The organism is Maribacter stanieri, from assembly GCF_900112245.1.
In the GTDB taxonomy this organism is placed as follows: domain Bacteria; phylum Bacteroidota; class Bacteroidia; order Flavobacteriales; family Flavobacteriaceae; genus Maribacter; species Maribacter stanieri.
Genome location: NZ_FOYX01000004.1, coordinates 40,452 through 61,711 on the forward strand (window position 1 = coordinate 40,452; position 21,260 = coordinate 61,711).

19 protein-coding genes are annotated in these 21,260 nt (G+C 34.9%); 9 read left to right on the forward strand and 10 right to left on the reverse strand.

Annotated elements, in window-relative coordinates; all coding sequences use genetic code 11:
* The first annotated feature begins 20 nt into the window (after positions 1-20).
* Both pafA and murI read left to right on the forward strand, forming a co-directional pair.
* Positions 21-1,688, forward strand: a complete 1,668-nt coding sequence (pafA, locus tag BM296_RS17160; RefSeq protein WP_091905295.1) for an alkaline phosphatase PafA — start codon at positions 21-23, stop codon at positions 1,686-1,688.
* A 1-nt stretch (position 1,689) separates the two neighbouring features.
* On the forward strand, positions 1,690-2,478 hold the full coding sequence (gene murI / locus BM296_RS17165; protein WP_091904979.1) for a glutamate racemase: 789 nt from the start codon (positions 1,690-1,692) through the stop codon (positions 2,476-2,478).
* Here murI and BM296_RS17170 read toward each other — a convergent pair.
* On the reverse strand, positions 2,465-2,965 hold the full coding sequence (locus BM296_RS17170) for a dihydrofolate reductase (protein WP_091904981.1): 501 nt from the start codon (positions 2,963-2,965) through the stop codon (positions 2,465-2,467). The genes murI and BM296_RS17170 overlap by 14 nt on opposite strands.
* An 11-nt stretch (positions 2,966-2,976) precedes the next feature.
* Positions 2,977-3,378 carry a 2TM domain-containing protein gene (locus BM296_RS17175; RefSeq protein ID WP_091904984.1) on the reverse strand — a complete coding sequence of 134 codons (402 nt, stop codon included), beginning with the start codon at positions 3,376-3,378 and terminating at the stop codon, positions 2,977-2,979.
* 54 nt (positions 3,379-3,432) lie between these two features.
* Between BM296_RS17175 and BM296_RS17180 the strand changes: the two genes are divergently transcribed.
* Positions 3,433-4,518, forward strand: a complete 1,086-nt coding sequence (locus BM296_RS17180) for an aminotransferase class V-fold PLP-dependent enzyme (RefSeq protein ID WP_091904987.1) — start codon at positions 3,433-3,435, stop codon at positions 4,516-4,518.
* Between the two features lie 148 nt (positions 4,519-4,666).
* Entirely contained in the window at positions 4,667-4,963 is a 297-nt protein-coding gene (locus tag BM296_RS17185) for an isoamylase early set domain-containing protein (RefSeq protein ID WP_091904990.1), read from the forward strand.
* Positions 4,964-5,035: 72 nt separating this feature from the next.
* Here BM296_RS17185 and egtD read toward each other — a convergent pair whose 3' ends face one another.
* The 7 genes from egtD to BM296_RS17220 all read right to left on the reverse strand — a co-directional run bounded on the left by egtD (position 5,036) and on the right by BM296_RS17220 (position 12,375).
* A complete protein-coding gene (gene egtD / locus BM296_RS17190) occupies positions 5,036-6,004 on the reverse strand; it encodes an L-histidine N(alpha)-methyltransferase (protein ID WP_091904993.1) in 969 nt (322 codons plus the stop codon).
* A 16-nt stretch (positions 6,005-6,020) separates the two neighbouring features.
* Complete coding sequence (gene egtB, locus BM296_RS17195) at positions 6,021-7,181, reverse strand: ergothioneine biosynthesis protein EgtB (RefSeq protein ID WP_091904996.1); 1,161 nt, start codon at positions 7,179-7,181, stop codon at positions 6,021-6,023.
* Between the two features lie 300 nt (positions 7,182-7,481).
* Positions 7,482-8,306 (reverse strand): thymidylate synthase, encoded by an 825-nt coding sequence (locus BM296_RS17200; RefSeq protein WP_027068083.1) that lies wholly within the window; start codon positions 8,304-8,306, stop codon positions 7,482-7,484.
* A gap of 129 nt (positions 8,307-8,435) precedes the next feature.
* Positions 8,436-9,896, reverse strand: a complete 1,461-nt coding sequence (locus tag BM296_RS17205; RefSeq protein ID WP_091904999.1) for a NupC/NupG family nucleoside CNT transporter — start codon at positions 9,894-9,896, stop codon at positions 8,436-8,438.
* Between the two features lie 17 nt (positions 9,897-9,913).
* Positions 9,914-10,543 (reverse strand): bifunctional nuclease family protein, encoded by a 630-nt coding sequence (locus BM296_RS17210; protein ID WP_027068081.1) that lies wholly within the window; start codon positions 10,541-10,543, stop codon positions 9,914-9,916.
* 85 nt (positions 10,544-10,628) lie between these two features.
* Entirely contained in the window at positions 10,629-11,597 is a 969-nt protein-coding gene (locus BM296_RS17215) for an electron transfer flavoprotein subunit alpha/FixB family protein (RefSeq protein ID WP_091905002.1), read from the reverse strand.
* 37 nt (positions 11,598-11,634) lie between these two features.
* The gene (locus tag BM296_RS17220) at positions 11,635-12,375 is read right to left on the reverse strand and encodes an electron transfer flavoprotein subunit beta/FixA family protein (RefSeq protein WP_027068079.1); all 741 of its coding nucleotides are present in this window, start codon (positions 12,373-12,375) and stop codon (positions 11,635-11,637) included.
* 174 nt (positions 12,376-12,549) lie between these two features.
* Here BM296_RS17220 and BM296_RS17225 point away from each other — a divergent pair, with 174 nt between their 5' ends.
* From BM296_RS17225 to BM296_RS17240, 4 genes are all read left to right on the forward strand, one after another.
* Positions 12,550-13,527, forward strand: coding sequence for a pyruvate dehydrogenase complex E1 component subunit beta (locus BM296_RS17225; RefSeq protein ID WP_027068078.1), 978 nt, complete (start codon positions 12,550-12,552; stop codon positions 13,525-13,527).
* Between the two features lie 104 nt (positions 13,528-13,631).
* On the forward strand, positions 13,632-16,133 hold the full coding sequence (locus BM296_RS17230; protein WP_091905005.1) for a DUF5686 and carboxypeptidase-like regulatory domain-containing protein: 2,502 nt from the start codon (positions 13,632-13,634) through the stop codon (positions 16,131-16,133).
* Between the two features lie 72 nt (positions 16,134-16,205).
* On the forward strand, positions 16,206-16,733 hold the full coding sequence (locus tag BM296_RS17235) for an inorganic diphosphatase (RefSeq protein ID WP_027068076.1): 528 nt from the start codon (positions 16,206-16,208) through the stop codon (positions 16,731-16,733).
* Positions 16,734-16,838: 105 nt separating this feature from the next.
* Positions 16,839-19,262, forward strand: coding sequence for a sodium-translocating pyrophosphatase (locus tag BM296_RS17240; protein ID WP_091905008.1), 2,424 nt, complete (start codon positions 16,839-16,841; stop codon positions 19,260-19,262).
* Between the two features lie 60 nt (positions 19,263-19,322).
* Here the strand turns inward: BM296_RS17240 and BM296_RS17245 are convergent, their stop codons facing one another.
* Positions 19,323-20,024, reverse strand: coding sequence for an energy transducer TonB (locus BM296_RS17245; protein WP_027068074.1), 702 nt, complete (start codon positions 20,022-20,024; stop codon positions 19,323-19,325).
* A 207-nt stretch (positions 20,025-20,231) separates the two neighbouring features.
* Here BM296_RS17245 and BM296_RS17250 point away from each other — a divergent pair, with 207 nt between their 5' ends.
* Positions 20,232-21,260, forward strand: a complete 1,029-nt coding sequence (locus BM296_RS17250; RefSeq protein ID WP_317041569.1) for an App1 family protein phosphatidate phosphatase — start codon at positions 20,232-20,234, stop codon at positions 21,258-21,260.

Here is a 21,260-nt window from a genome sequence, read left to right on the forward strand (position 1 = left end):
TCAATCTTATAAGTATGAAAATGAAAAAATATTTTATTACTTCATTGTTTATTGGGACTTTGTTGTTAGTTAACGGATTAACTGCGCAGAAGAAAAACAAAGACAATACAAGTGACGATTTGTTAAGGGTGAAACCAAAATTGGTAGTGGGGATAATAGTAGATCAAATGCGATATGATTATTTAACGCGCTTCTATAATGGTTTTGGTGACGACGGATTTAAAAAACTTATTGAGCAAGGTTTTAATTGTAAAAACAATCATTTTAATTATGCGCCAACAAGTACGGCTCCTGGGCATACTTCTGTCTTTACAGGCGCATCACCGTCTACACACGGTATTATTGGAAATGACTGGTACGACAAAGAAATAGATGCTAGTGTTTACTGTGCTGGCGATGATGCTTATACTTCTGTAGGGACTTCATCAAATGCTGGGAAAATGTCTCCACATAGAATGACCGTTACCACAATAACCGATGAGTTACGTTTAAGTACACAAATGCAGGGGAAGACTATTGCTGTTGCATTGAAAGATAGAGGAGCGGTTTTACCAGGCGGTCATACAGCTAATGCCGCATATTGGTTTCATGGCGCAGATGAAGGTAAATGGATTACAAGTACATACTATATGAACGAGCTTCCTAAATGGGTAAATGACTTTAACTCTTCTGGTAAAGCGCAATCATATAAAAAAGAATGGAACACTCTTAGGGATATTAAGGATTACAAAGAGAGTGGAACGGATAATAATCTATATGAAGGAAAGTTTAAGGATGAAACAACAACTTCATTTCCTCACAACACGGCAGAACTTTTAGATAAGACAAAGGCATTCGATATCATTAAGGCAACACCTTACGGAAATTCCTTGACGGCAGATTTTGCCATAGAGGCTTTGAAGAATGAAGGTCTAGGTAAGGATGAAATTACAGATTTTTTGACGGTTAGTTTTTCTAGTACTGATTATGTTGGTCATATGTTCGGAGTAAATTCAAAAGAGGTTCAAGATACTTATCTAAGACTGGATGAAGATTTGGCGCGATTATTTAAAGCTTTGGATAAAAATGTAGGTGAGGGTGAGTATACTTTGTTTTTGACAGCTGATCATGCTGCTATAGAAGTTCCCACATATTTAAAAGATCAAAAAATACCTGCAGGATATATCGATAATAAAGCAAATGCAGCAAGGCTTTCCGAGTTTTTGAAATATACCTATGGCACAGAGGATATTGTTAAAAACCATTCTAATAATCAATTATTTTTAGATCATAAAATTGTAAAAAATTTAGATCTTGATTTAGCAGACGTTCAAGCTGAAATAGCGCAAGAATATTTAGGATACGATGGTATTGATAAAGTCTATACGGCTGATCAAATGTGGAACAATGAGTATACTAGGGGAATTCCATATATTTTACAAAACGGATATAATCAAAAGAGATCGGGAGATGTGCTTTTAGTATTAAAGCCTGGTTTTATCTCTTATAATACAACAGGTTCTACACACGGATCACCACAGATTTATGATACTCATGCTCCTTTATTATTTTATGGTAAAGGAATTAAGCCTGGATCAACAATTAAACGTACTGAGATTCCAGATATAGCTCCAACAATTTCTGCCCTATTAGGAATTTCTTATCCAAGTGGTACCACTGGCACACCTATAATAGAGGTTTTAGAGTAATATGGATGATAGGCATATAGGTATTTTTGACTCTGGTATTGGAGGTACATCTATCTGGGGTGAGATTCAAGAGCTTTTACCAAATGAAAGTTGTATATATCTTGCGGATAGTAAGAATGCACCTTATGGTGAAAAATCTGAAGAACGAATACTAGAGCTGAGTATTAAGAATACAGAATATTTATTAAGCCAAGGCTGTAAATTAATAGTCGTTGCTTGTAATACGGCAACGACTAATGCCATAGATTATTTAAGGAATAATTATAGTGTACCTTTTATTGGAATAGAACCCGCTATAAAGCCTGCTGCTATAAATAGTAAATCTAAAATAGTAGGGGTATTGGCAACTAAAGGGACCTTGTCTAGCAGTTTGTTTCACAGTACATCTAAAAATCACGCTGCAGGTATAACGGTATTAGAACAAAGAGGTACTGGTTTAGTAGAGATGATTGAAAATGGTAATCTAGAAAGTGATCAATTGTATCAACTTTTAGAACAGTACATAATGCCAATGCTTGATAAGGGAATGGATTATTTAGTTTTAGGTTGCACTCATTACCCTTATCTCATACCTATGTTAAAAAAAATGCTTCCAGAACATGTTACTATAATAGATTCTGGTCAGGCAGTTGCCAGGCAAACAAAAATGGTTTTAGATAAATATGATTTATTGACCAGTAAAGTAGAATTGGGTAAGCATCAATTTTATACCAATGGAGATGTAAATGTACTTGCTACTATTTTAAACACTACTAAATCTAATATCAATATTTCGTTCAAAGACTTTTAAGGGCGTCGGCTTTTTTTATGTAGGTTAAATAAGTGAAAGAGAGTTTATGTTTTTCATCAGTTGGGTGAAATTCTTGTTTGGTCAGCATCCAAAATTCTTCGTCAATTTCTGGGAAGAAAGTGTCAGCATCTTCAAAAGTACCGTGTACACGAGTAAGCTCTATTTTATCAGAACGTTTTTCTCCTTGCTTATAGATTTCTCCTCCACCAATTATAAATGCAATCTCTTCTTTAACTAAATCAATAGCTTCATCTAAAGAATGAACTACTATACATTCTTTATGTGCTACTGTGTAATTTTTATCCCTGGTAATTATAATGTGAGTTCTATTAGGTAGGGGTTTAGGAAAACTTTCATAGGTTTTTCTGCCCATAATAATTTTGTGCCCAGATGTCAATTTTTTAAATCGTTTAAAATCATCTGGCAAATGCCAAAGTAAATCATTGTCTTTACCCAGAGCATCATTTTCTGCTGCCGCGGCAATCATTATAAGTGTTTTCAAAGCAATTTTTTTTTAGGTTCTATTTCTATAGGGGCTTGTAGTTCATGTTCTCGTTCAATCTCCTTCTCCATTGCGGCAATTCGCTCTTTTTGTTTCTGTACTAATTTTTCTCTTTGAGAACGTTCCCAATCTTGCCCCATAAATTTATTGGTGATGAAAACATTAAAAATGTGAAGGACAAACAAGAAAGCCCAAAAAGTAATGACCCATATAAACCAGTTATATTCTTGTCCGTATTTTAAAATTTTATTGATGAGCACTAGGAATACACTACCAACCAAAAAGACAACAAAATGGGTGTATAGGCGCTTCTTTTGGCGAACCCTTTTCTGAGCATTCTCTAATAGCTCATGCTGTTCTAAATCTAATTTGGAGGTGTTTTTATTTTTAGAAAACATACTCTTCTTATCTTTGGTATAAAGATACAGGAATTGTACAATACGCTATAACTAATGGAAAAATTTAGAAAGGAATTTCCCGTCTTACGAAAAGGAATATATGCTAATACAGCAGTATATGGTTTGTTGTACGAATCGCTGTTAGATTGGAGACAAGAGCATGATTTGGATTTTCTGATATATGGTAGCGATATGCGAGAGAAATCTTTAAAGGTGGTCTCAGATACTCGTTCAGCAGTGGCTAATTTTTTTAATTGTAAAAGAAATAACGTAGCCTTAGTAAATAATTTCTCAACCGGACTTAACGTATTGTTAGAAGGGTTGGGTCAAAAAAAGAAAATACTGCTTATAGAAAACGATTATCCTTCGCTTAATTGGGGTTTTGAGAATAGAGGTTTTGATATCGAATATTTACAAATGACCGCTACCATTGAAGAACAAATTAAAGATGCGGTTGAAAATAAGCATATTGATGTCTTGGCATTAAGCCTAGTACAATGGCTTAACGGGTTTGCTATTGATCTTGATTTTTTGAAAGCATTGAAAAACCAATATCCTAGTTTGATTATCATAGCTGATGGTACACAATTTTGCGGTAGTACTACCTTTGATTTTGATAATTCTGGAATAGATGTTTTAGGGAGCAGTGCTTACAAATGGTTATTGGCGGGTTATGGAAATGGTTTTATGTTGTTTTCAGACCAAATTAAAGATAAATTTTCAGTGAATAATATTGGCTTTAATGCTGCTGATGGTGATTTGGGTAAAATGGATGCTGTTAGGTTTGCTAAACGTTTTGAGCCTGGTCATCTATCATCTTTAAATTTCGGTAGTTTAAAATTTTCTATAGAGTATTTCGAAAGAATAGGAATGGATAAAATTTCTGAACATAACCGTAAATTATCTAAGTATGCTAAAGGGGAATTTCAAAAATTAGGGCTTTTGTCAGATGAGGTTGTCGGAAGAAAAAATCACAGTACTATTTTCAATATTAAGGCGAATGCAGCAACTTTTCAAAAATTAATAGACAATGATGTGTTTTGTGCCCAACGGGGAAATGGGGTGCGTTTAAGTTTTCATTTTTATAACACAGAAGCGGACATTGATACAATTGTAAAAATCTTAAAAACAGATAAGTAGAGATTCCTAATAAATTAATTTTGTAGGATTATATTTCATTGAATGATTATTAATTGCCTAATTATTACGGAATTCATAAAAATCTCTTACGTGTTGGAAATGAGTGTTTTATTATGCTAGTTTTGTCTTAAATATTAAATTAATTATCATGGCAATTGCAAAAAAATATCTAAAGACCAAGCCAGTGTGTAAGGTTACTTTTACAGTACCTACCGACGATGCAAAAAAAGTAGCTGTTGTAGGCGATTTCAATAATTGGAACGCAAAAAAGAGCGAATTAAAGAAACAAAAGAATGGTTCTTTCAAAGGAACTTTCGATCTTCCAAAAGAGAATACATTTGAATTCAAATATATTGTGGATGGAGAATACATTAACGATGCTGAAGCTGATCGTTTTCAATGGAATGATTTTGCTGGATCTGAAAATGCTGTTTTAGAACTGTAAACTAAGTTTGTCAATATAGAAAAAGCCTGCTATTGTAAATAGCAGGCTTTTTTGTTAAATACTTATGATGGATTAAACTTTTTTAAAGACACAATTTTTATACCCATATGCCAAAGATTGGTAAGCTGTTGTCATCTCTAGGCCAGATTCTTTTGCAAGCCAATTAATTATTTCATCATCATATTTCTGCGAAATTTCTGTATGTATGGTTTCCCATGGCTTAAAAGTTATATTTAAATCGAGTGCTTCAATTCTTACTTTCTGTTCAATTTTGGAAACCAAATAGCTTTTTGCAGAGCCTGTTTCAGGATTGTAGACTTCCCAATGCAGAAACTGTTCTAGATTAAAATTTGCATTTAATTCCGTGTTAATTCGTGCAAGTACGTTTTTATTGAATGCAGCGGTAACACCTTCTTTATCATTATAGGCATCTAAAATAGTCTGCGGATTTTTCTTTTGGTCAAATCCCATAAAAAGTAAATCTTCAGGCTCCATTAATTCTTGAATTTTTTTCATAAACCCTTTTGCTTGGTCATGTTCTAAATTGCCAATATTAGAGCCTAGGAATAAAATTATTTTTCTGTTCTTACGACTATTTATGTCCTCTAATGCTTCAAAATAAGTTCCTTGAAAAGGCTGAACCTTAATTTTTGGCAGTTCTTTTTCAATTGAATTATGAAGTTGATTTAAGGCATTATCGCTAATGTCGATAGGTACATAAGTGAAATCTACATTTTTGTCACTAAATTCTTTGAGTAGAATTTTGGTTTTTTTACCATCTCCTGCACCAAGTTCAATTAGGTCGAAAGCTCCAAATTCGGTGAATAAATTTGTAATTTCCTCTTTATTATCTTCTAAGATTTCATACTCACAGTCCGTTAGGTAGTATGTGGGCATAGCCATAATATCTTGAAAAAGCTTGTCACCTTTCTTGTCGTAAAAATACTTGGAAGACAGGTGTTTAGGGTAATCCGTCAAGCCTGTATATACTTCTTTTTCAAACTCAGAGGTACTGGTAAGTGTTGTTTTTGTGTCTTGCATACGTAATATGTCGTAATTATTTAGCTAACCTAATACCGGTGAACTGCCATTTTAAATCTGTTTGAAAAAAATTGCGATAGGTATGCCTTGCGTGATTTTTTGGTGTGGCAATAGAACTCCCTCTAAGAACTTTTTGGTTGACCATAAATTTACCATTATATTCACCTAAGGCACCATCAACTTTTTTATAGTTAGGGTAGGGTAGGTAGGCGCTCTCTGTCCACTCCCAGCGTTGTCCCCAATTAAATTGATTCTGTGCGGCTTCCCATTCAAATTCGGTAGGTAAACGGCAGTTTTTATATTGAGCAAAGGCAAATGCTTCAAAGTACGAGATATGTGTTACAGGCGCTTCTAAATCTACCTTAGTTAATCCTTTAAGACTATAATAATGCCAGTCTCCATCAATCTCATGCCAATATAAAGGTGAGGTAATTTTGTATTGTTGAACCCAATCCCAACCTGCGGCATGCCAAAGGTCAAAACGTTTATAACCATCGGCTTTTATGAATTCTAAATATTCGGCATTCGTTACTAGTTTATTTGAAATTTGATAGTCATGTATATAAACTTTGTGCCTGCCTAATTCATTATCAAAACAAAAATCAGTAGAATTATGACCTATTTCATAAATACCTTCACTCATTCCAATCCAATTTTGAACTTCTTTTTCGGTAGTATATTCTTGGATAGAATCAGAGTATTTCGGTAAAAGAGGATTATTCCCTAAAATATATTTAATATCTGTAAGAAGTAATTCTTGATGTTGTTTTTCATGATGTATTCCTATTTCTAGAACATTTAAAAGTGTGCTGTTGTAGTTTGTTTCTAGCAACTTGTTCATCGCTTCGGTAACATAATGCCTGTATTCGTACACCTTTTTTACGGAAGGTCTGGATAGGTTGCCACGGTCTGCTCGCACAACACGTTTACCCACGGTTTCGTAGTAGCTATTGAATACGAAAGAAAAATCTTCGTCAAAAATTTGATATGATTTATCGTATGTTTTTAGAATAAATTCTTCAAAAAACCATGTTGTATGACCTAGATGCCATTTTGGAGGGGAAACGTCAATTATAGGTTGTACCACATAATCTTCAATTTCAAGAGGCTTACAAATAACCTCGGTATGGGCTCTAGTTTCTAAAAAGAAATCTAAGAGCGTATCAGTACTAACCATGAAAACAATTTTTATTGTAAGATAAATAAAAATGGTCAAACGGAATTAGCCCGATAAATTAAGAAATTGATACTATTAAAGCTTGAAGTTAATGGGGACACAATACGGCATCTTTACGGGGAGAGCATTTGGAAAACAGAGCTGAAATTTTACTAGTAGATTAATATTACGAATTACTTCGTTATCTAAAATAAGACGGGGTCTTTTGAGTTTGCCAATAGGTGCTCTATTAGGAAGTTAGTTAATTGCTAAAATAAAACAGTTGGTCAGAATATAAAAAATTGTTTTAAGACTCATAGCTTATATAGCTACTTTCCCTTTTATATGAGGATGCGGATTATAATCTTCTAATGAAAAATCTTCGAATTTAAAATCAAAAATATCTTTCACATCAGGATTTATATTCATTTTTGGCAATGCTCTAGGTTCTCTGCTTAATTGCAACTCTACCTGTTCCATATGGTTATTGTAAATATGCGCGTCACCGAAAGTGTGAATAAAATCGCCAGCTTCATAGCCACATACTTGAGCCATCATCATGGTAAATAATGCGTAAGATGCAATATTGAATGGTACACCTAAAAAGATATCTGCACTACGTTGGTATAATTGGCAAGATAATTTGCCATCTGCAACATAAAATTGAAAGAATGCATGGCAAGGAGGTAATGCGGCTTTACCATCTGCTACATTTTCAGAAAAAGTTTTAGAATTATCTGGTAACACACTGGGATTCCAGGCAGAGACTAACATTCTTCTACTGTTAGGATTCGTTTTTAATGAGTGGATAACTTCCTTGATCTGGTCAATTTCATCATTGTTCCAGTTGCGCCATTGATGACCGTAAACAGGACCTAAGTCGCCATTTTCATCAGCCCATTCATTCCAAATACGAACACCATTTTCTTGTAAATACTTAATATTGGTGTCACCTTTCAGAAACCAAAGTAACTCATATACGATAGATTTTAAATGCAGTTTTTTAGTAGTGACCATAGGGAAACCTTCACTGAGGTCAAATCTCATCTGATACCCAAAAACACTTTTAGTTCCGGTTCCTGTACGGTCTCCTTTTTGGTTTCCTTCTTTAAGAACATGTTTTAAAAGGTCGTGGTATTGTTTCATAGAGATATTATTATATAAACGCTAAAAAAAACTAGATAGGCGCACTGCAAAAATACCATTTAGATGAATTTTTGAACAGAAATAGTAATAAGGGTTATTAGAATTTATTAACTAAAATAACATATTGGATTATCCTAAAATCATACCGGCAATGGTAGCGGAAAGTAAAGATGCTAAAGAGCCACCAAGTACAGCCTTCATGCCGAATTCAGATAAAGTTTTTCTTTGCCCCGGAGCAAGTGATCCAATGCCACCAATTTGAATACCTATAGATGCAAAGTTTGCAAAACCACATAACATATAAGTGGCCATAATAACAGACTTGTTGAACTTTAAATGTGGTAAAGTGCTAAGGTCTTTAAGTTCTGCTAATTGCACATAGCCTACAAATTCGCTTGCTACCAATTTAATACCGAGTAATTGACCCATGAGCATTATATCTTCGTCGGCGACGCCAATTAACCACATTAATGGAGCGAATACAGTCCCTAAAATTGCTTCAAGCGAGAATTTAGAATAGGAAGTATTGTCCGCTATCCAGCCATTTAAGTGGGTTAAGTCTCCTGTCCACTCTAGAATACCGTTAACCATTGCAATAATGGCTACGAATACTAAGAGCATTGCACCAACATTAACTGCTAGTCTTAAGCCTTCAGTAGTTCCATTTGATATGGCATCCAATACATTGGCTCCAATTTTTTCAGAAGATACATGAACATCACTATTTACTTCTTCAGTTTGTGGGTATAACATTTTAGATATTACAATTGCTCCTGGTGCAGCCATCACGGAAGCGGCTAATAAATGCTTGGCAAATACCAATTGTAACAATTCATCTTCACCACCTAAAAATCCTATATAAGCAGCTAAAACTGCACCAGCAAGAGTTGCCATACCGCCAATCATGACTAATAGAATCTCTGATTTGGTCATTTTTTCTAGATATGCTTTTATCAATAAAGGAGCTTCGGTTTGTCCGAGAAATATATTTCCGGCAATAGAAAGACTCTCAGGTCCTGAAATACCCAGGGTTTTGGAAAGTGCCCAAGCAAGCCACTTTACCACTTTTTGTATCAATCCTAAATAGAATAATAAGGAGGTTAATGCAGAGAAAAATATGATAGTAGGCAGTACTTGAAAAGCGAAAATATATCCGAAGGTCCCTGTATCTACTACAAGACCTTCAAATAGAAATTTACTACCTGCGCGGGTAAATTCTAAGATACTCACAAAGATTCTTCCTATTTGCTCAAAAACCAATTGTACAAAAGGTATTTTAAGAACACCGATGGCAATTACCAATTGTAGTGCTAGACCTATACCAACCGTTTTCCAATTAATGGCTCTTCTGTTAGAACTGAATAAAAATGCTAGAAGTAGTAAGACCGCCATACCAAGAATTCCTCTTCCAAGGCTGTTGATGGAAAACCCCTCACTAGTTTCCATACCCATAACACCGGCAGTAGCTACATCTTCAACCAAAGTAGTGTCAGCTGTACTTTCTAAAGGTGTATTAATGTCTACGTCTTGAGCAAATGTAAATGCGGTAAGAATTAGTGCAAAAAATAGCAACCATTTGCCTTTTTTCATAAACTATAATTTAGTGTTTAGTTGCGTTTAGAGATTTCATCTCTCAATTTAGCCGCTTTTTCGTAGTCTTCGTTGGTGACAGCTTTTTTTAATTCAGCTTCCAATTCGTCTATAGTAAGTTCTGTATAGCCGTCAGATGCACCAGATTCTATTTCAATGGTTTCCCCTTCTTGCAATATTTCATCAACCATAATACTATCGTCACTATCTTTTTGATCCTTTTCTTTAGAAGAGAATTTTAAGAAGATACCGGCTTTATCCAATATAGTTTTATAAGTGAAAATAGGGGCGTTGAAACGTAACGCCAACGCTATGGCATCACTAGTTCTTGCGTCAATTATTTCTTCAATACCATCTCTCTCACAGATAATACTGGAGTAAAATACTCCATCTACTAATTTATGAATTATAACCTGTTTGATTACAATATCAAACCTGTCAGAGAAATTCTTAAATAAATCGTGGGTTAAAGGTCTTGGTGGTTTTATTTCTTTTTCCAAAGCAATAGCAATGGATTGAGCTTCAAAAGCGCCAATGACAATAGGAAGCTTTCTGTCGCCCTCAACTTCGTTCAAAATAAGTGCGTATGCACCATTTTGAGTTTGGCTGTAAGAGATACCTTTTATTTTTAATCGTACTAGACTCATAGGTTTTTAACTAAAAAAGGCTGTTCGAATACTTGGGGCTCCAACTATTCGAACAGCCCTTTAAGGGGCACAAAATAACAAAAATTTAGCCGTTTTGCGCTTTAAAATCCTTTAATTTTTCAATCAATTGAGGAACTACTTCAAAGGCGTCACCAACAATTCCGTAATCAGCGGCTTTAAAGAATGGTGCTTCTGGGTCATTATTTATAACAACTTTCGTTTTTGAAGCACTTACACCTGCTAAATGTTGAATAGCTCCAGAAATACCAATGGCAATGTATAGGTTACTTGCTACAGGCTTCCCTGTTTGCCCTACATGCTCGCCATGAGGTCTCCATCCAAGATCGGATACCGGTTTAGAGCAAGCTGTCGCTGCACCTAAAACATCGGCTAATTCTTCAATCATCCCCCAGTTTTCAGGTCCTTTCATTCCTCTACCAGCAGAAACAACAATGTCTGCATCGGCAATGGTAGCCTTACCTACAACTTTATCGATTTCAACCGATTTAGTATCATTGGTAGCGCTATCTGCAGTACCACTAATATCTTCAACAGAAACATCTACCTTGTTTTCGTGTGCGCCAAAAGCGTTATTTGAAACACCTACTATTTTAATATCGGTATCTATTTGCGTGTGGGCAAATCCTTTATTACTGAAAGCTGTTCTTTTAACCGTAAATGGAGATGTGCTATCTGGGGCCTGGACTACATTTGGTGCATAACCGGCAGATAATTTGGCAGATAATAACGGTGCTAAATATTTTGTATCAGTACTAGAGCTAAGAATAACAACTTTTGCATCTGTACTTTTAACAGCTTCTGCAATAGATGCAGCATATGCACCTGCATTAAAAGTTGTTAATGAGTCATCTGCTACATTCATTACTTTAGAGACTCCATACTCACCAAGAGATTCATTATCCGTACTGTTGAAAGCTATTGCGGTAACGGTAGTGTCCATCATTTTTGCCACTGCCGAAGCATAAGAAGCGGCTTCGAACGCATTCTTTTTAAACTTTCCTTTTTCTGATTCTGTATATACTAAAACTGACATGTTTTTTGTTTTTTAATTAGTACCTATAAATAGGTTATTAAATGACTTTTGCTTCATTATGTAGCAAATCAACCAATTGATCTACGCTGTCGGCAAGTTTAACTTGTCCTTTAGGAGCTGGTTTGTCGAATTTTTTATCTTCAGTAGCTTTTAGTCCATCAACGGGTTCAACTACAGATAAACTTTTCTTTCTTGCCATCATAATACCACGCATATTAGGTATGCGAAGATCACTTTCCTCAACAAGACCTTTTTGACCACCAACTACAAGAGGGAGTGCGCTGCTTAATTTTTCTTTTCCACCATCAATTTCTCGTACTGCGGTAACATTGTTGCCATCAATTTCAAGATTTATACAAGAATTAATGAAATTCATATTTGTCAAAGAAGCTAAAATTCCTGGTACCATTCCACCATTGTAATCAATAGATTCTCTACCGCCAATTACAAGGTCGTAACCACCGTTTTTAACTACTTCTGCAAGTTGTTGTGCAACATAAAAACCATCTGTAGGTTCTGCGTTAATTCTAAAAGCTTCATCTGCACCAATGGCAAGAGCTTTACGCATTGTTGGTTCAACACTAGGGCCGCCAACAGTAGCAATATGTACTGTAGCACCTTGTTTTTCTTTAAACCACATAGCTCTCGTCAAGCCGAATTCATCATTTGGGTTAATTACAAATTGTACACCATTAGTGTCAAATTTAGTATCACCATCTGTGAAATTTATCTTAGATGTGGTATCTGGAACATTACTTATACAAACTAATATCTTCATGTGTAAATAAACTTTATATCAATGACCACGAAGATAGCTATTTAAATCCTAATTTACTATGCATGCATAGTAAATTTTATAACTTTTTTTAAATCTGGCATTCTATTTTTTGATATTATATTTCCTATTTTTGCTTGCTTTCTAGCATATAACAAAGAATAATATTTACCATACATGAAAACACTACAATTTAGGCAAGCAATAGCCGAGGCCATGTCCGAAGAAATGAGGAAGGATGAATCTATCTATTTAATGGGTGAAGAGGTAGCGGAATATAATGGCGCTTATAAGGCTTCCAAGGGTATGTTGGATGAGTTTGGCCCTAAGAGGGTTATAGATACTCCAATTTCTGAACTTGGTTTTGCGGGAATAGGAGTTGGTTCTACTATGACGGGTAATAGACCTATTATAGAATTCATGACCTTCAACTTTGCGTTAGTAGGTATCGATCAAATTATAAATAATGCAGCTAAAATTAGACAAATGTCTGGAGGGCAATTTCCTTGTCCAATAGTATTTAGAGGTCCTACAGGTTCTGCAGGTCAATTGGCGGCAACGCACTCACAAGCTTTTGAGAGTTGGTATGCCAACTGTCCGGGTTTAAAAGTTGTTGTTCCTTCTAACCCAGCGGATGCGAAAGGATTGTTGAAAGCGGCAATACGTGATAACGACCCTGTAATATTTATGGAGTCTGAGCAAATGTATGGTGATAAAGGTGAAGTGCCAGAGGGTGATTACACTATTCCATTAGGTGTTGCTGATATTCGTAGAGAAGGTAAAGATGTTACTATAGTTTCTTTTGGTAAGATTATAAAGGAAGCCGATAAAGCTGCCGATGAATTGGAGAAAGAAGGTATTAGTTGTGAGATTATAGATTTACGTACCGTTAAGCCTTTAGATTATGAGGCGGTATTAAAATCTGTTAAAAAGACAAATAGATTAGTGATTTTAGAAGAAGCTTGGCCATTTGGTAACGTTGCTACAGAAATTACATATCATATACAAGCACATGCATTTGATTATTTAGACGCACCTGTTGTTAAAATAAATACTGCTGATACACCGGCACCTTATTCTCCTGTATTATTAGAGGAGTGGTTGCCAAATTACAAAGATGTTGTTGACGCTGTCAAAAAAGTTTTATACAAATAGGATACAATTTTGTAAAGTACTTTAGCTTCTCCGACCAAGTCTGGAGAAGCTTTTTTTATTAGTATGTTATTTGATCAAGATTTTTTATTAAAAGAATTATTTTAATGAGAGGGATATTATTCACATTCTTAAGCCTATGTTTTTTCATAGCGCAGGGTCAGACCAAAATTGGTGGCATTGTCATCGATGAACAGGGTGATCCGGTATCCTTTGCAAACGTATTCTTCAAAAATTCTACAGAAGGTACCATCACAAATGATTATGGTAGGTTCTATTTAGAATCGGAAAATAATTATTCTACGGCAATTATTTCTTTTATAGGTTATACTGAATATGAACTTCAGTTAGAAAGCAAGGTCACTTATGACTTAAAAATAACCCTTTTAGAAGCTGCGGAACAGTTGAACGAAGTGGTCTTAATTGCTGGTAAACAGTCAAAAAAGAACAATCCGGCGGTAGATATTCTTAGGAAAATCTGGGCTAAGAAACGTCAAAATGGTGTACGGCAGTTCAATCAATATGCTTATGATAAGTATGAAAAGGTTGAGTTTGATTTAAATACAATTGATAGTTCATTAATTAAAAGTAAAATATTCAAAGGTTTAGAATTTGTTTTTCAAGATTTAGATACCTCACGTGTAACGGGTAAAACTTATTTGCCTATTTTCTTAAATGAAACTTTTTCAAAAGTTTACGGAGATAATAAAATTAAAGAAGAGAAAGAGGAAGTACTTGGTAATAAGAATTCTGGTTTCGAAAACAATCAGGCAATTATAGCTTTCGTAAAAGATTTGTACCAAGAGTATGATGTGTATAATAATTACTTAAAATTCTTTGATAAAAGTTTCACTAGTCCGTTATCAAAAACCGGCGTAGATGTTTACAACTATGCCTTAAGGGATAGTGCTTACATTGATAATAAATGGTGTTATAATATAGTATACTATCCACGTCGAAAAAATGAGTTGACCTTTAAAGGAGATTTTTGGGTAAATGATTCTACTTGGGCGGTAAAAAATATAAATCTACAAGTAACAAAAAGTGCCAATATTAACTGGGTAAAGGAAATTTATATAGAGCAAGATTTTGATGTTGTAAATGATTCTGTTTTTCTTTTGAAAAGAGATTATATGTTGAGTGATTTCAGCTTTAATAAAAAAGAAGAATCTAAGGGGTTGTACGGCAAACGTACATCTGTTTACGATAATTATGAATTCGATAAACCTAGACCAAGGGAAGTTTACCGTAAGGATAGAAATCCGTTAGATGTTACCCAGATTATAAAGGATGATGCGTTCTGGGAAAAGAATAGGTTAGAGAGCTTAAATAAAGATGAACAGGGAATTTATAAATTGCTAGACACGCTTAAAACGGTTCCCAAATTTAAGACCTACTATAATTTCATAAGTATTTTGGGTTCTGGTTATGTAGAGGTCGATAAATGGAATTTGGATTTAGGCTCTGTCTATGATTTTTTTGGATATAATACAGCGGAAGGAGCAAGGGTAAGGCTAGGGGCAAGAACTTATTATGGACAAAATGACCTTTGGCGTATAGAAGGCTACACTGCATATGGCTTTAAAGATCATAAATTTAAACATGGTCTGGCAGGAAAAATGCTTTTGGATAAAAACAGTAGGTTAATAGTTTCTGGGGGTAATCGAAGAGATATAGAACAGCTTGGGGTAAGTTTAACGGCAACTAATGATGTTCTTGGGCGAAGTATTGCTTCTTCTTCATTATTGACGGTAGGTGCAAATAATAGGTTGACGAATATTAATCTAAGTGCGCTTAATTTTGAGATTGAACCATTAACGAATTTAAAGCTGTCTGTTGGAGGTACGTTTAGAACCTTAAGTTCTGCTTTGCCAAACGATTTTAGTTTAGATTATGTTGATCCAGAATCTGCAACAGGAGTTTCGTCAGAAATACGTCAATTTGATTTCAATGCAATTGTTCTATATACTCCAGGTAAAAAGACAATTGGTTTTGGGGTAGAACGTAGAGATGTAAATGATACCTATAGTACTCTTTTGTTGAACTATACAAAAGGCACAAAAGGTGTGCTGGATAGTGATTTCGATTACGATAAGCTTCAGTTTTCATATAGTCAACCATGGCAATTAGGTGGTTTTGGTAGATTGTTAAGTACGGTTGAGCTTGGTAAAACATTTGGTGAAGTTCCTTTGGGACTTTTAAGTGTTGTACCTGGTAACCAAACATTTTTCTCTAACTATGGTACCTTTCCAAATTTAGATTTTTATGAATTTGTAACCGATACTTATGCGGCAGTTCATTTGCAACATAATTTTAATGGTAGATTTTTCTCAAGAATTCCTTTTCTTAGGAAATATAATTTAAGGGAAATCGTAGCTTTGCGCGGAGTATGGGGAGACCTGTCTGATGAGAATAAAGCGTTAAGCGCTCCGGCAACTTTAAATACACCGTTAAATGCTCCGTCAGATAAAATATATTATGAATATTCTTTTGGAATAGGAAACATATTTAAAGTATTTAGATTGGATTTCAATTTTAGAGGAAATTATTTAGAAAATCCAGATGCCAGAAAGTTCGGAGTTACCGGTACATTTGGATTTGTATTTTAATTCGATTAATTTTTACAATTATAACAACTAAGCAACGTTTCATAACAAACTATAAATTAAACAATTTTAAATATGGCAGCAGCAAAAGGCTTAACCTTTGATGTTTTAATAGAAATTCCGAAAGGAAGCAGAAACAAGTACGAATACGATTTTGATTTACATAAAATTCGTTTTGACCGTATGTTATTTTCTTCAATGATGTACCCTGGAGATTACGGTTTTATTCCTGAAACTTTGGCTTTAGATAAAGATCCTTTAGATGTGTTGGTAATGGGTACGGAACCTACTTACCCAATGACAGTAATGGAAGTTAAACCTATTGGGGTTTTCCATATGACAGATGAAAAAGGACCAGATGAAAAAATTATCTGTGTACCAGTTTCTGATCCAATTTGGAGTAACAATAACGATATCAGTGATTTAAATCCGCATAGATTAAAAGAAATAGAACATTTCTTTCAAGTGTATAAAGATTTAGAAGAGAAAAAAGTTGATACAGGTGGCTGGAGTAATGCTGAAAAGGCAATAGAAATCTATCACGAATGTGTTAAGAGATATGATGATAGTGAGCATAAAGCAAAGCGCACTTTTGTGATATAAATAATTTTTGACTTTATTTAAGCCACTTTTTTTAATAAAAAGTGGCTTTTTTTATTCTATTCTAATTTACTACATTAGTCGAACTAACAACTAACAATAGATTAAATGGAGTCAATGATGATTTACATGCCAATTCTTATGGCAGTATTAGGCCTAATTTATATGGGCATTAAAAGATCTTGGGTAATGAAACAACATGCCGGAGATGGAAAAATGAAAGAAATTTCAGATTATATTTATGAAGGCGCCTTGGCTTTCTTAAGTGCAGAATATAAGCTTTTGGCTGTATTCGTAGTAATTGTAAGTGTTTTGCTTGCTATTGTTTCTTTCGTAGTGCCAACTACACATTGGTTAATTGTTGTCTCATTTATTTTCGGAGCTATCTTTTCTGCTTTTGCAGGAAATATAGGAATGAAAATCGCTACAAAAACAAACGTTCGTACAACACAGGCTGCCCGTACAAGTTTACCTAACGCATTAAAGATTTCTTTTGGTGGTGGTACGGTAATGGGACTAGGTGTTGCAGGTTTGGCGGTACTTGGACTTACTGTATTTTTTATCGCGTTTTTTCAATTCTTTACGGGAGGTGTTTGGACATCTACTATGGATATGACTATCGTTTTAGAAACCCTTGCAGGTTTCTCTTTAGGAGCAGAGTCAATAGCATTATTTGCACGTGTAGGTGGTGGTATTTATACTAAAGCTGCCGATGTAGGTGCAGATTTAGTAGGAAAAGTAGAAGCAGGGATTCCAGAAGATGATCCACGTAATCCTGCTACAATTGCAGATAATGTAGGTGATAACGTAGGTGATGTTGCCGGTATGGGAGCAGATTTATTTGGATCTTATGTAGCAACAGTTTTAGCTGCCATGGTTTTGGGTAATTATGTTATTAAAGATATGGGTGGTAGTATTTCTGATGCTTTTGGTGGTATTGGTCCTATTCTATTACCAATGGCAATTGCAGGTGTAGGAATCATTATTTCTATCATCGGTACTATGTTGGTGAAAATAAAAGATAACGACGCAAAGGAAGCTCAAGTTATGGGGGCTTTAAATATAGGTAACTGGACATCAATTGTTCTTGTTGCTATTTCATGTTACGGATTGGTAACATGGATGTTGCCTGAAACTATGAAAATGGAGTTCTTTGGTGAAGGGGTATTGGAAATATCTTCTATGAGGGTATTCTATGCTACTTTGGTAGGTTTAATTGTAGGTGCAGTAATTTCTTCGGTGACAGAATATTATACGGGTCTTGGTAAACCTCCTATTTTAAAAATTGTACAACAATCTAGTACAGGTGCAGGTACCAATATTATTGCTGGTTTGGCTACGGGAATGATCTCTACTTTCCCTTCTGTGTTACTGTTTGCTGGTGCTATTTGGGCATCTTATGCCTTTGCTGGTTTTTACGGTGTTGCATTAGCGGCATCTGCAATGATGGCAACTACAGCTATGCAATTGGCTATTGATGCTTTCGGGCCAATATCGGATAATGCTGGTGGTATTGCTGAAATGAGCGAACAAGAACCAATTGTAAGAGAAAGAACAGATATTTTAGATTCAGTGGGTAATACTACTGCTGCAACTGGAAAAGGTTTTGCCATCGCTTCGGCGGCATTAACGTCTTTAGCATTGTTTGCAGCTTATGTAACTTTTACGGGAATTGACGGAATCAACATTTTTAAAGCTCCGGTATTGGCCATGTTATTTGTAGGTGGTATGGTGCCTGTAGTATTCTCGGCATTAGCTATGAATGCAGTAGGTAAAGCGGCAATGGAAATGGTGCAGGAAGTTAGACGTCAGTTTAAGGAAATTCCGGGAATTATGGAAGGTACTGGGAAACCAGAATATGATAAATGTGTGGCTATCTCTACACAAGCTTCTTTGAAAGAAATGATGTTACCGGGTTTATTGACGATTGGTTTCCCGTTGGTTATCGCATTTTTTCCTATGTTATTTGGAATGAATAAACTGGCGATTGCAGAAATGTTAGGTGGCTATATGGCTGGTGTAACGGTATCTGGTGTATTGTGGGCTATCTTCCAGAACAACGCTGGTGGTGCTTGGGATAACGCAAAGAAATCATTTGAAGCAGGTGTTGAAATTAATGGTGAAATGACTTACAAAGGTTCTGAAGCACATAAGGCAGCAGTAACTGGTGATACTGTTGGTGATCCTTTTAAAGATACTTCTGGTCCTTCAATGAATATCTTAATTAAATTGACTTGTTTAATTGGTTTGGTAATTGCACCAATATTAGGTGGGCACGCAGAAGAAGGCGTTGCTATGCTGAATAGTACTAATGAGGTTGCTATTGAAATGAATGTAGAAAGTGCAGATCTAGCGGAAGCTATTGTTACATATTCTACAACTGTTAATGGTGAAGCTATAACTGAAAAAGTAGTCTTTAACGGAACAAAAGCAGAAGTTGAGGCTCAACTAGTTGAATTCGAAAAAGCGAATGTTGAGAAAAAAGGAACTGCGACGGAAGTAACTATAGAAAAAGTAGAGATTAATAAGTGATTTATTTACATTCAATATATAAAAACCATCAGCTTTGCTGATGGTTTTTTTGTTTTTGAGCTATTGTAATTGAAATGTTATCGGAATAGCGAAAGAAACTTTTACGGCTGAACCTCTTTGTTTACCAGGGGTCATTTTTGGCAGTTTAGACAAAATTCTAACAGCTTCTTTTTCTAGTACATCATGCGGACCTCTTTTTCGAATAGTACCGATAGTACCATCATTGTTGATCATAAATGTAGTATTGACTCTACCTTCAATGTTCATTTCTTGGGCTAATTCTGGGTAGCGAAAGTTTTTGCGAATATGCTTTTGCATCATCTCATTAAAACAGGCTCTTTTATCTTTTTCATTCTCACAACCAGGAAAAACAGGAACTTCTTCAATTGTACTCCAGATAACTTTCACCTCTTCCTCTTCTTCTACAACTTCAAAATCTTTAACGTCTACAATCTCGGTTTCGATGTTGACTTCAATAGCTATGATTTCTGTTTCTTCAACCTCTGTATCATTCTCTTCAATTTTTATTTCTTGAGGTAAAACTTGTTTTATTTTGGGTTGTTCAATTTCAAATTTTTCAATATGTTCTTCTTCAATTCCATCCTCTGGGGTATTCATTGCGAAATCGATATTGATATCCGACTCAAATGATTTCCATTCTAAGGCGGTGTATACCATAGTTAGTACTAATAATAGTCCGACTACAAAGAACATTCCGCTCTTTTTGTTCAGGTCTTTCTGTGGATTCTTTTTTGGTTTCATACTGTTAAAATTTAGACTTGTGTAAACAAGTAGGGTTATTATTCATTTTACTTATCTAAATCTATGTCAAAGAGCGATGGTAGAAAATGAGTAATGAGTTAACGCTGCTTTTGAATGAGTGAAAGAGATATTCATTTAAAACAGACGCACAGAATGATTGCTTGTAGGTAGTAAAATCAATAATTCTTGAAATAAAAATTTTAAAGGTTGCGGAAAGACCGTAATTTTAACGCCATGGGTATTTTTAAGAAAGATAAACTTCAAATTATCAACTTCCAATCATACGGTAATGCTACTCGACTGTACGCGAGAGGTAGGGCTATTGAAGATGAAAATATCGATTTGGACCAAAAAGGTATTTTTAATTTAATGCAGAATACTTGGAAGCGGTTTGAAACTGATGAAATAAAAAACTCCCTAGTTAAGATTACTTTTTCTAATGGTCATACGGTAGAAGGTAAAACCGATAATGATGGTTATTATTTAATTGATGAACATGTAGAAGGACTGCAGAGTCTTGCAAATGATGAGGGTTGGGTGAATTTTGAGCTGTCTTTTGCGAATACAAAACTAAAAAGGGAAATATTGCTTCAAAATCGTTTTCCTGGCGAAATGTTAATACCAAGCATTCATGCCAAGTTTGGGGTAATTAGTGATATAGACGATACTATTCTACATACTGGCGTAGTTTCTTCTTTAAAATGGAAGGTGATTATCAACACCATGTTTAAAAGGGCAACCAAGCGATTGCAATTAGAAGGAGCATCTGATTTCTATACAAAACTTCATCAGGGAAAAACCGGGCAAGAAGCTAATCCCATATTTTATGTAAGTCACAGTCCGTGGAATTTATATAGATATCTTGAGCTCTTTTTAAAGACAAATAACTTCCCTAAAGGTCCTATATTATTGCGTAGTATGGCAAGTTTTAAAAGGAGGTCTAAAAGTGATGAAAAGCCTCAAAAGCAAAAAGAAATTAATAATTTATTAAAAGCCTATCCTAATCTACCATTTATCTTAATTGGTGATAGTGGTGAAAAGGATGGGGATATTTATCAAGAAGTTTCTACATTATTTCCTGGTAGAATAAAAGCCATTTACCTACGTAGCGTAAATCATTCTAAGCGAATGAAACGAGTTGAAAATTTATTTTCTGACTTCAAGGATATTCCCTTTTTAATGGTGAATAAAACGGAAGAAGCAATTGAACATGCTAAGAAAAACGGTTTCATTTAA

What these genes read in the sequence shown, in the direction of transcription:
- egtD (WP_091904993.1), bottom strand. Translation starts at nt 6,004, where the DNA reads ATGCAAGACACAAAAACAACACTTACCAGTACCTCTGAGTTTGAAAAA.
- BM296_RS17225 (WP_027068078.1), top strand. Translation starts at nt 12,550, where the DNA reads ATGAAAACACTACAATTTAGGCAAGCAATAGCCGAGGCCATGTCCGAA.
- BM296_RS17245 (WP_027068074.1), bottom strand. Translation starts at nt 20,024, where the DNA reads ATGAAACCAAAAAAGAATCCACAGAAAGACCTGAACAAAAAGAGCGGA.
- BM296_RS17185 (WP_091904990.1), top strand. Translation starts at nt 4,667, where the DNA reads ATGGCAATTGCAAAAAAATATCTAAAGACCAAGCCAGTGTGTAAGGTT.
- BM296_RS17235 (WP_027068076.1), top strand. Translation starts at nt 16,206, where the DNA reads ATGGCAGCAGCAAAAGGCTTAACCTTTGATGTTTTAATAGAAATTCCG.
- BM296_RS17170 (WP_091904981.1), bottom strand. Translation starts at nt 2,965, where the DNA reads ATGATTGCCGCGGCAGCAGAAAATGATGCTCTGGGTAAAGACAATGAT.
- pafA (WP_091905295.1), top strand. Translation starts at nt 21, where the DNA reads ATGAAAAAATATTTTATTACTTCATTGTTTATTGGGACTTTGTTGTTA.
- BM296_RS17210 (WP_027068081.1), bottom strand. Translation starts at nt 10,543, where the DNA reads ATGAGTCTAGTACGATTAAAAATAAAAGGTATCTCTTACAGCCAAACT.
- BM296_RS17240 (WP_091905008.1), top strand. Translation starts at nt 16,839, where the DNA reads ATGGAGTCAATGATGATTTACATGCCAATTCTTATGGCAGTATTAGGC.
- BM296_RS17175 (WP_091904984.1), bottom strand. Translation starts at nt 3,378, where the DNA reads ATGTTTTCTAAAAATAAAAACACCTCCAAATTAGATTTAGAACAGCAT.
- BM296_RS17215 (WP_091905002.1), bottom strand. Translation starts at nt 11,597, where the DNA reads ATGTCAGTTTTAGTATATACAGAATCAGAAAAAGGAAAGTTTAAAAAG.
- BM296_RS17200 (WP_027068083.1), bottom strand. Translation starts at nt 8,306, where the DNA reads ATGAAACAATACCACGACCTTTTAAAACATGTTCTTAAAGAAGGAAAC.
- BM296_RS17205 (WP_091904999.1), bottom strand. Translation starts at nt 9,896, where the DNA reads ATGAAAAAAGGCAAATGGTTGCTATTTTTTGCACTAATTCTTACCGCA.
- BM296_RS17180 (WP_091904987.1), top strand. Translation starts at nt 3,433, where the DNA reads ATGGAAAAATTTAGAAAGGAATTTCCCGTCTTACGAAAAGGAATATAT.
- murI (WP_091904979.1), top strand. Translation starts at nt 1,690, where the DNA reads ATGGATGATAGGCATATAGGTATTTTTGACTCTGGTATTGGAGGTACA.
- egtB (WP_091904996.1), bottom strand. Translation starts at nt 7,181, where the DNA reads ATGGTTAGTACTGATACGCTCTTAGATTTCTTTTTAGAAACTAGAGCC.
- BM296_RS17230 (WP_091905005.1), top strand. Translation starts at nt 13,632, where the DNA reads ATGAGAGGGATATTATTCACATTCTTAAGCCTATGTTTTTTCATAGCG.
- BM296_RS17220 (WP_027068079.1), bottom strand. Translation starts at nt 12,375, where the DNA reads ATGAAGATATTAGTTTGTATAAGTAATGTTCCAGATACCACATCTAAG.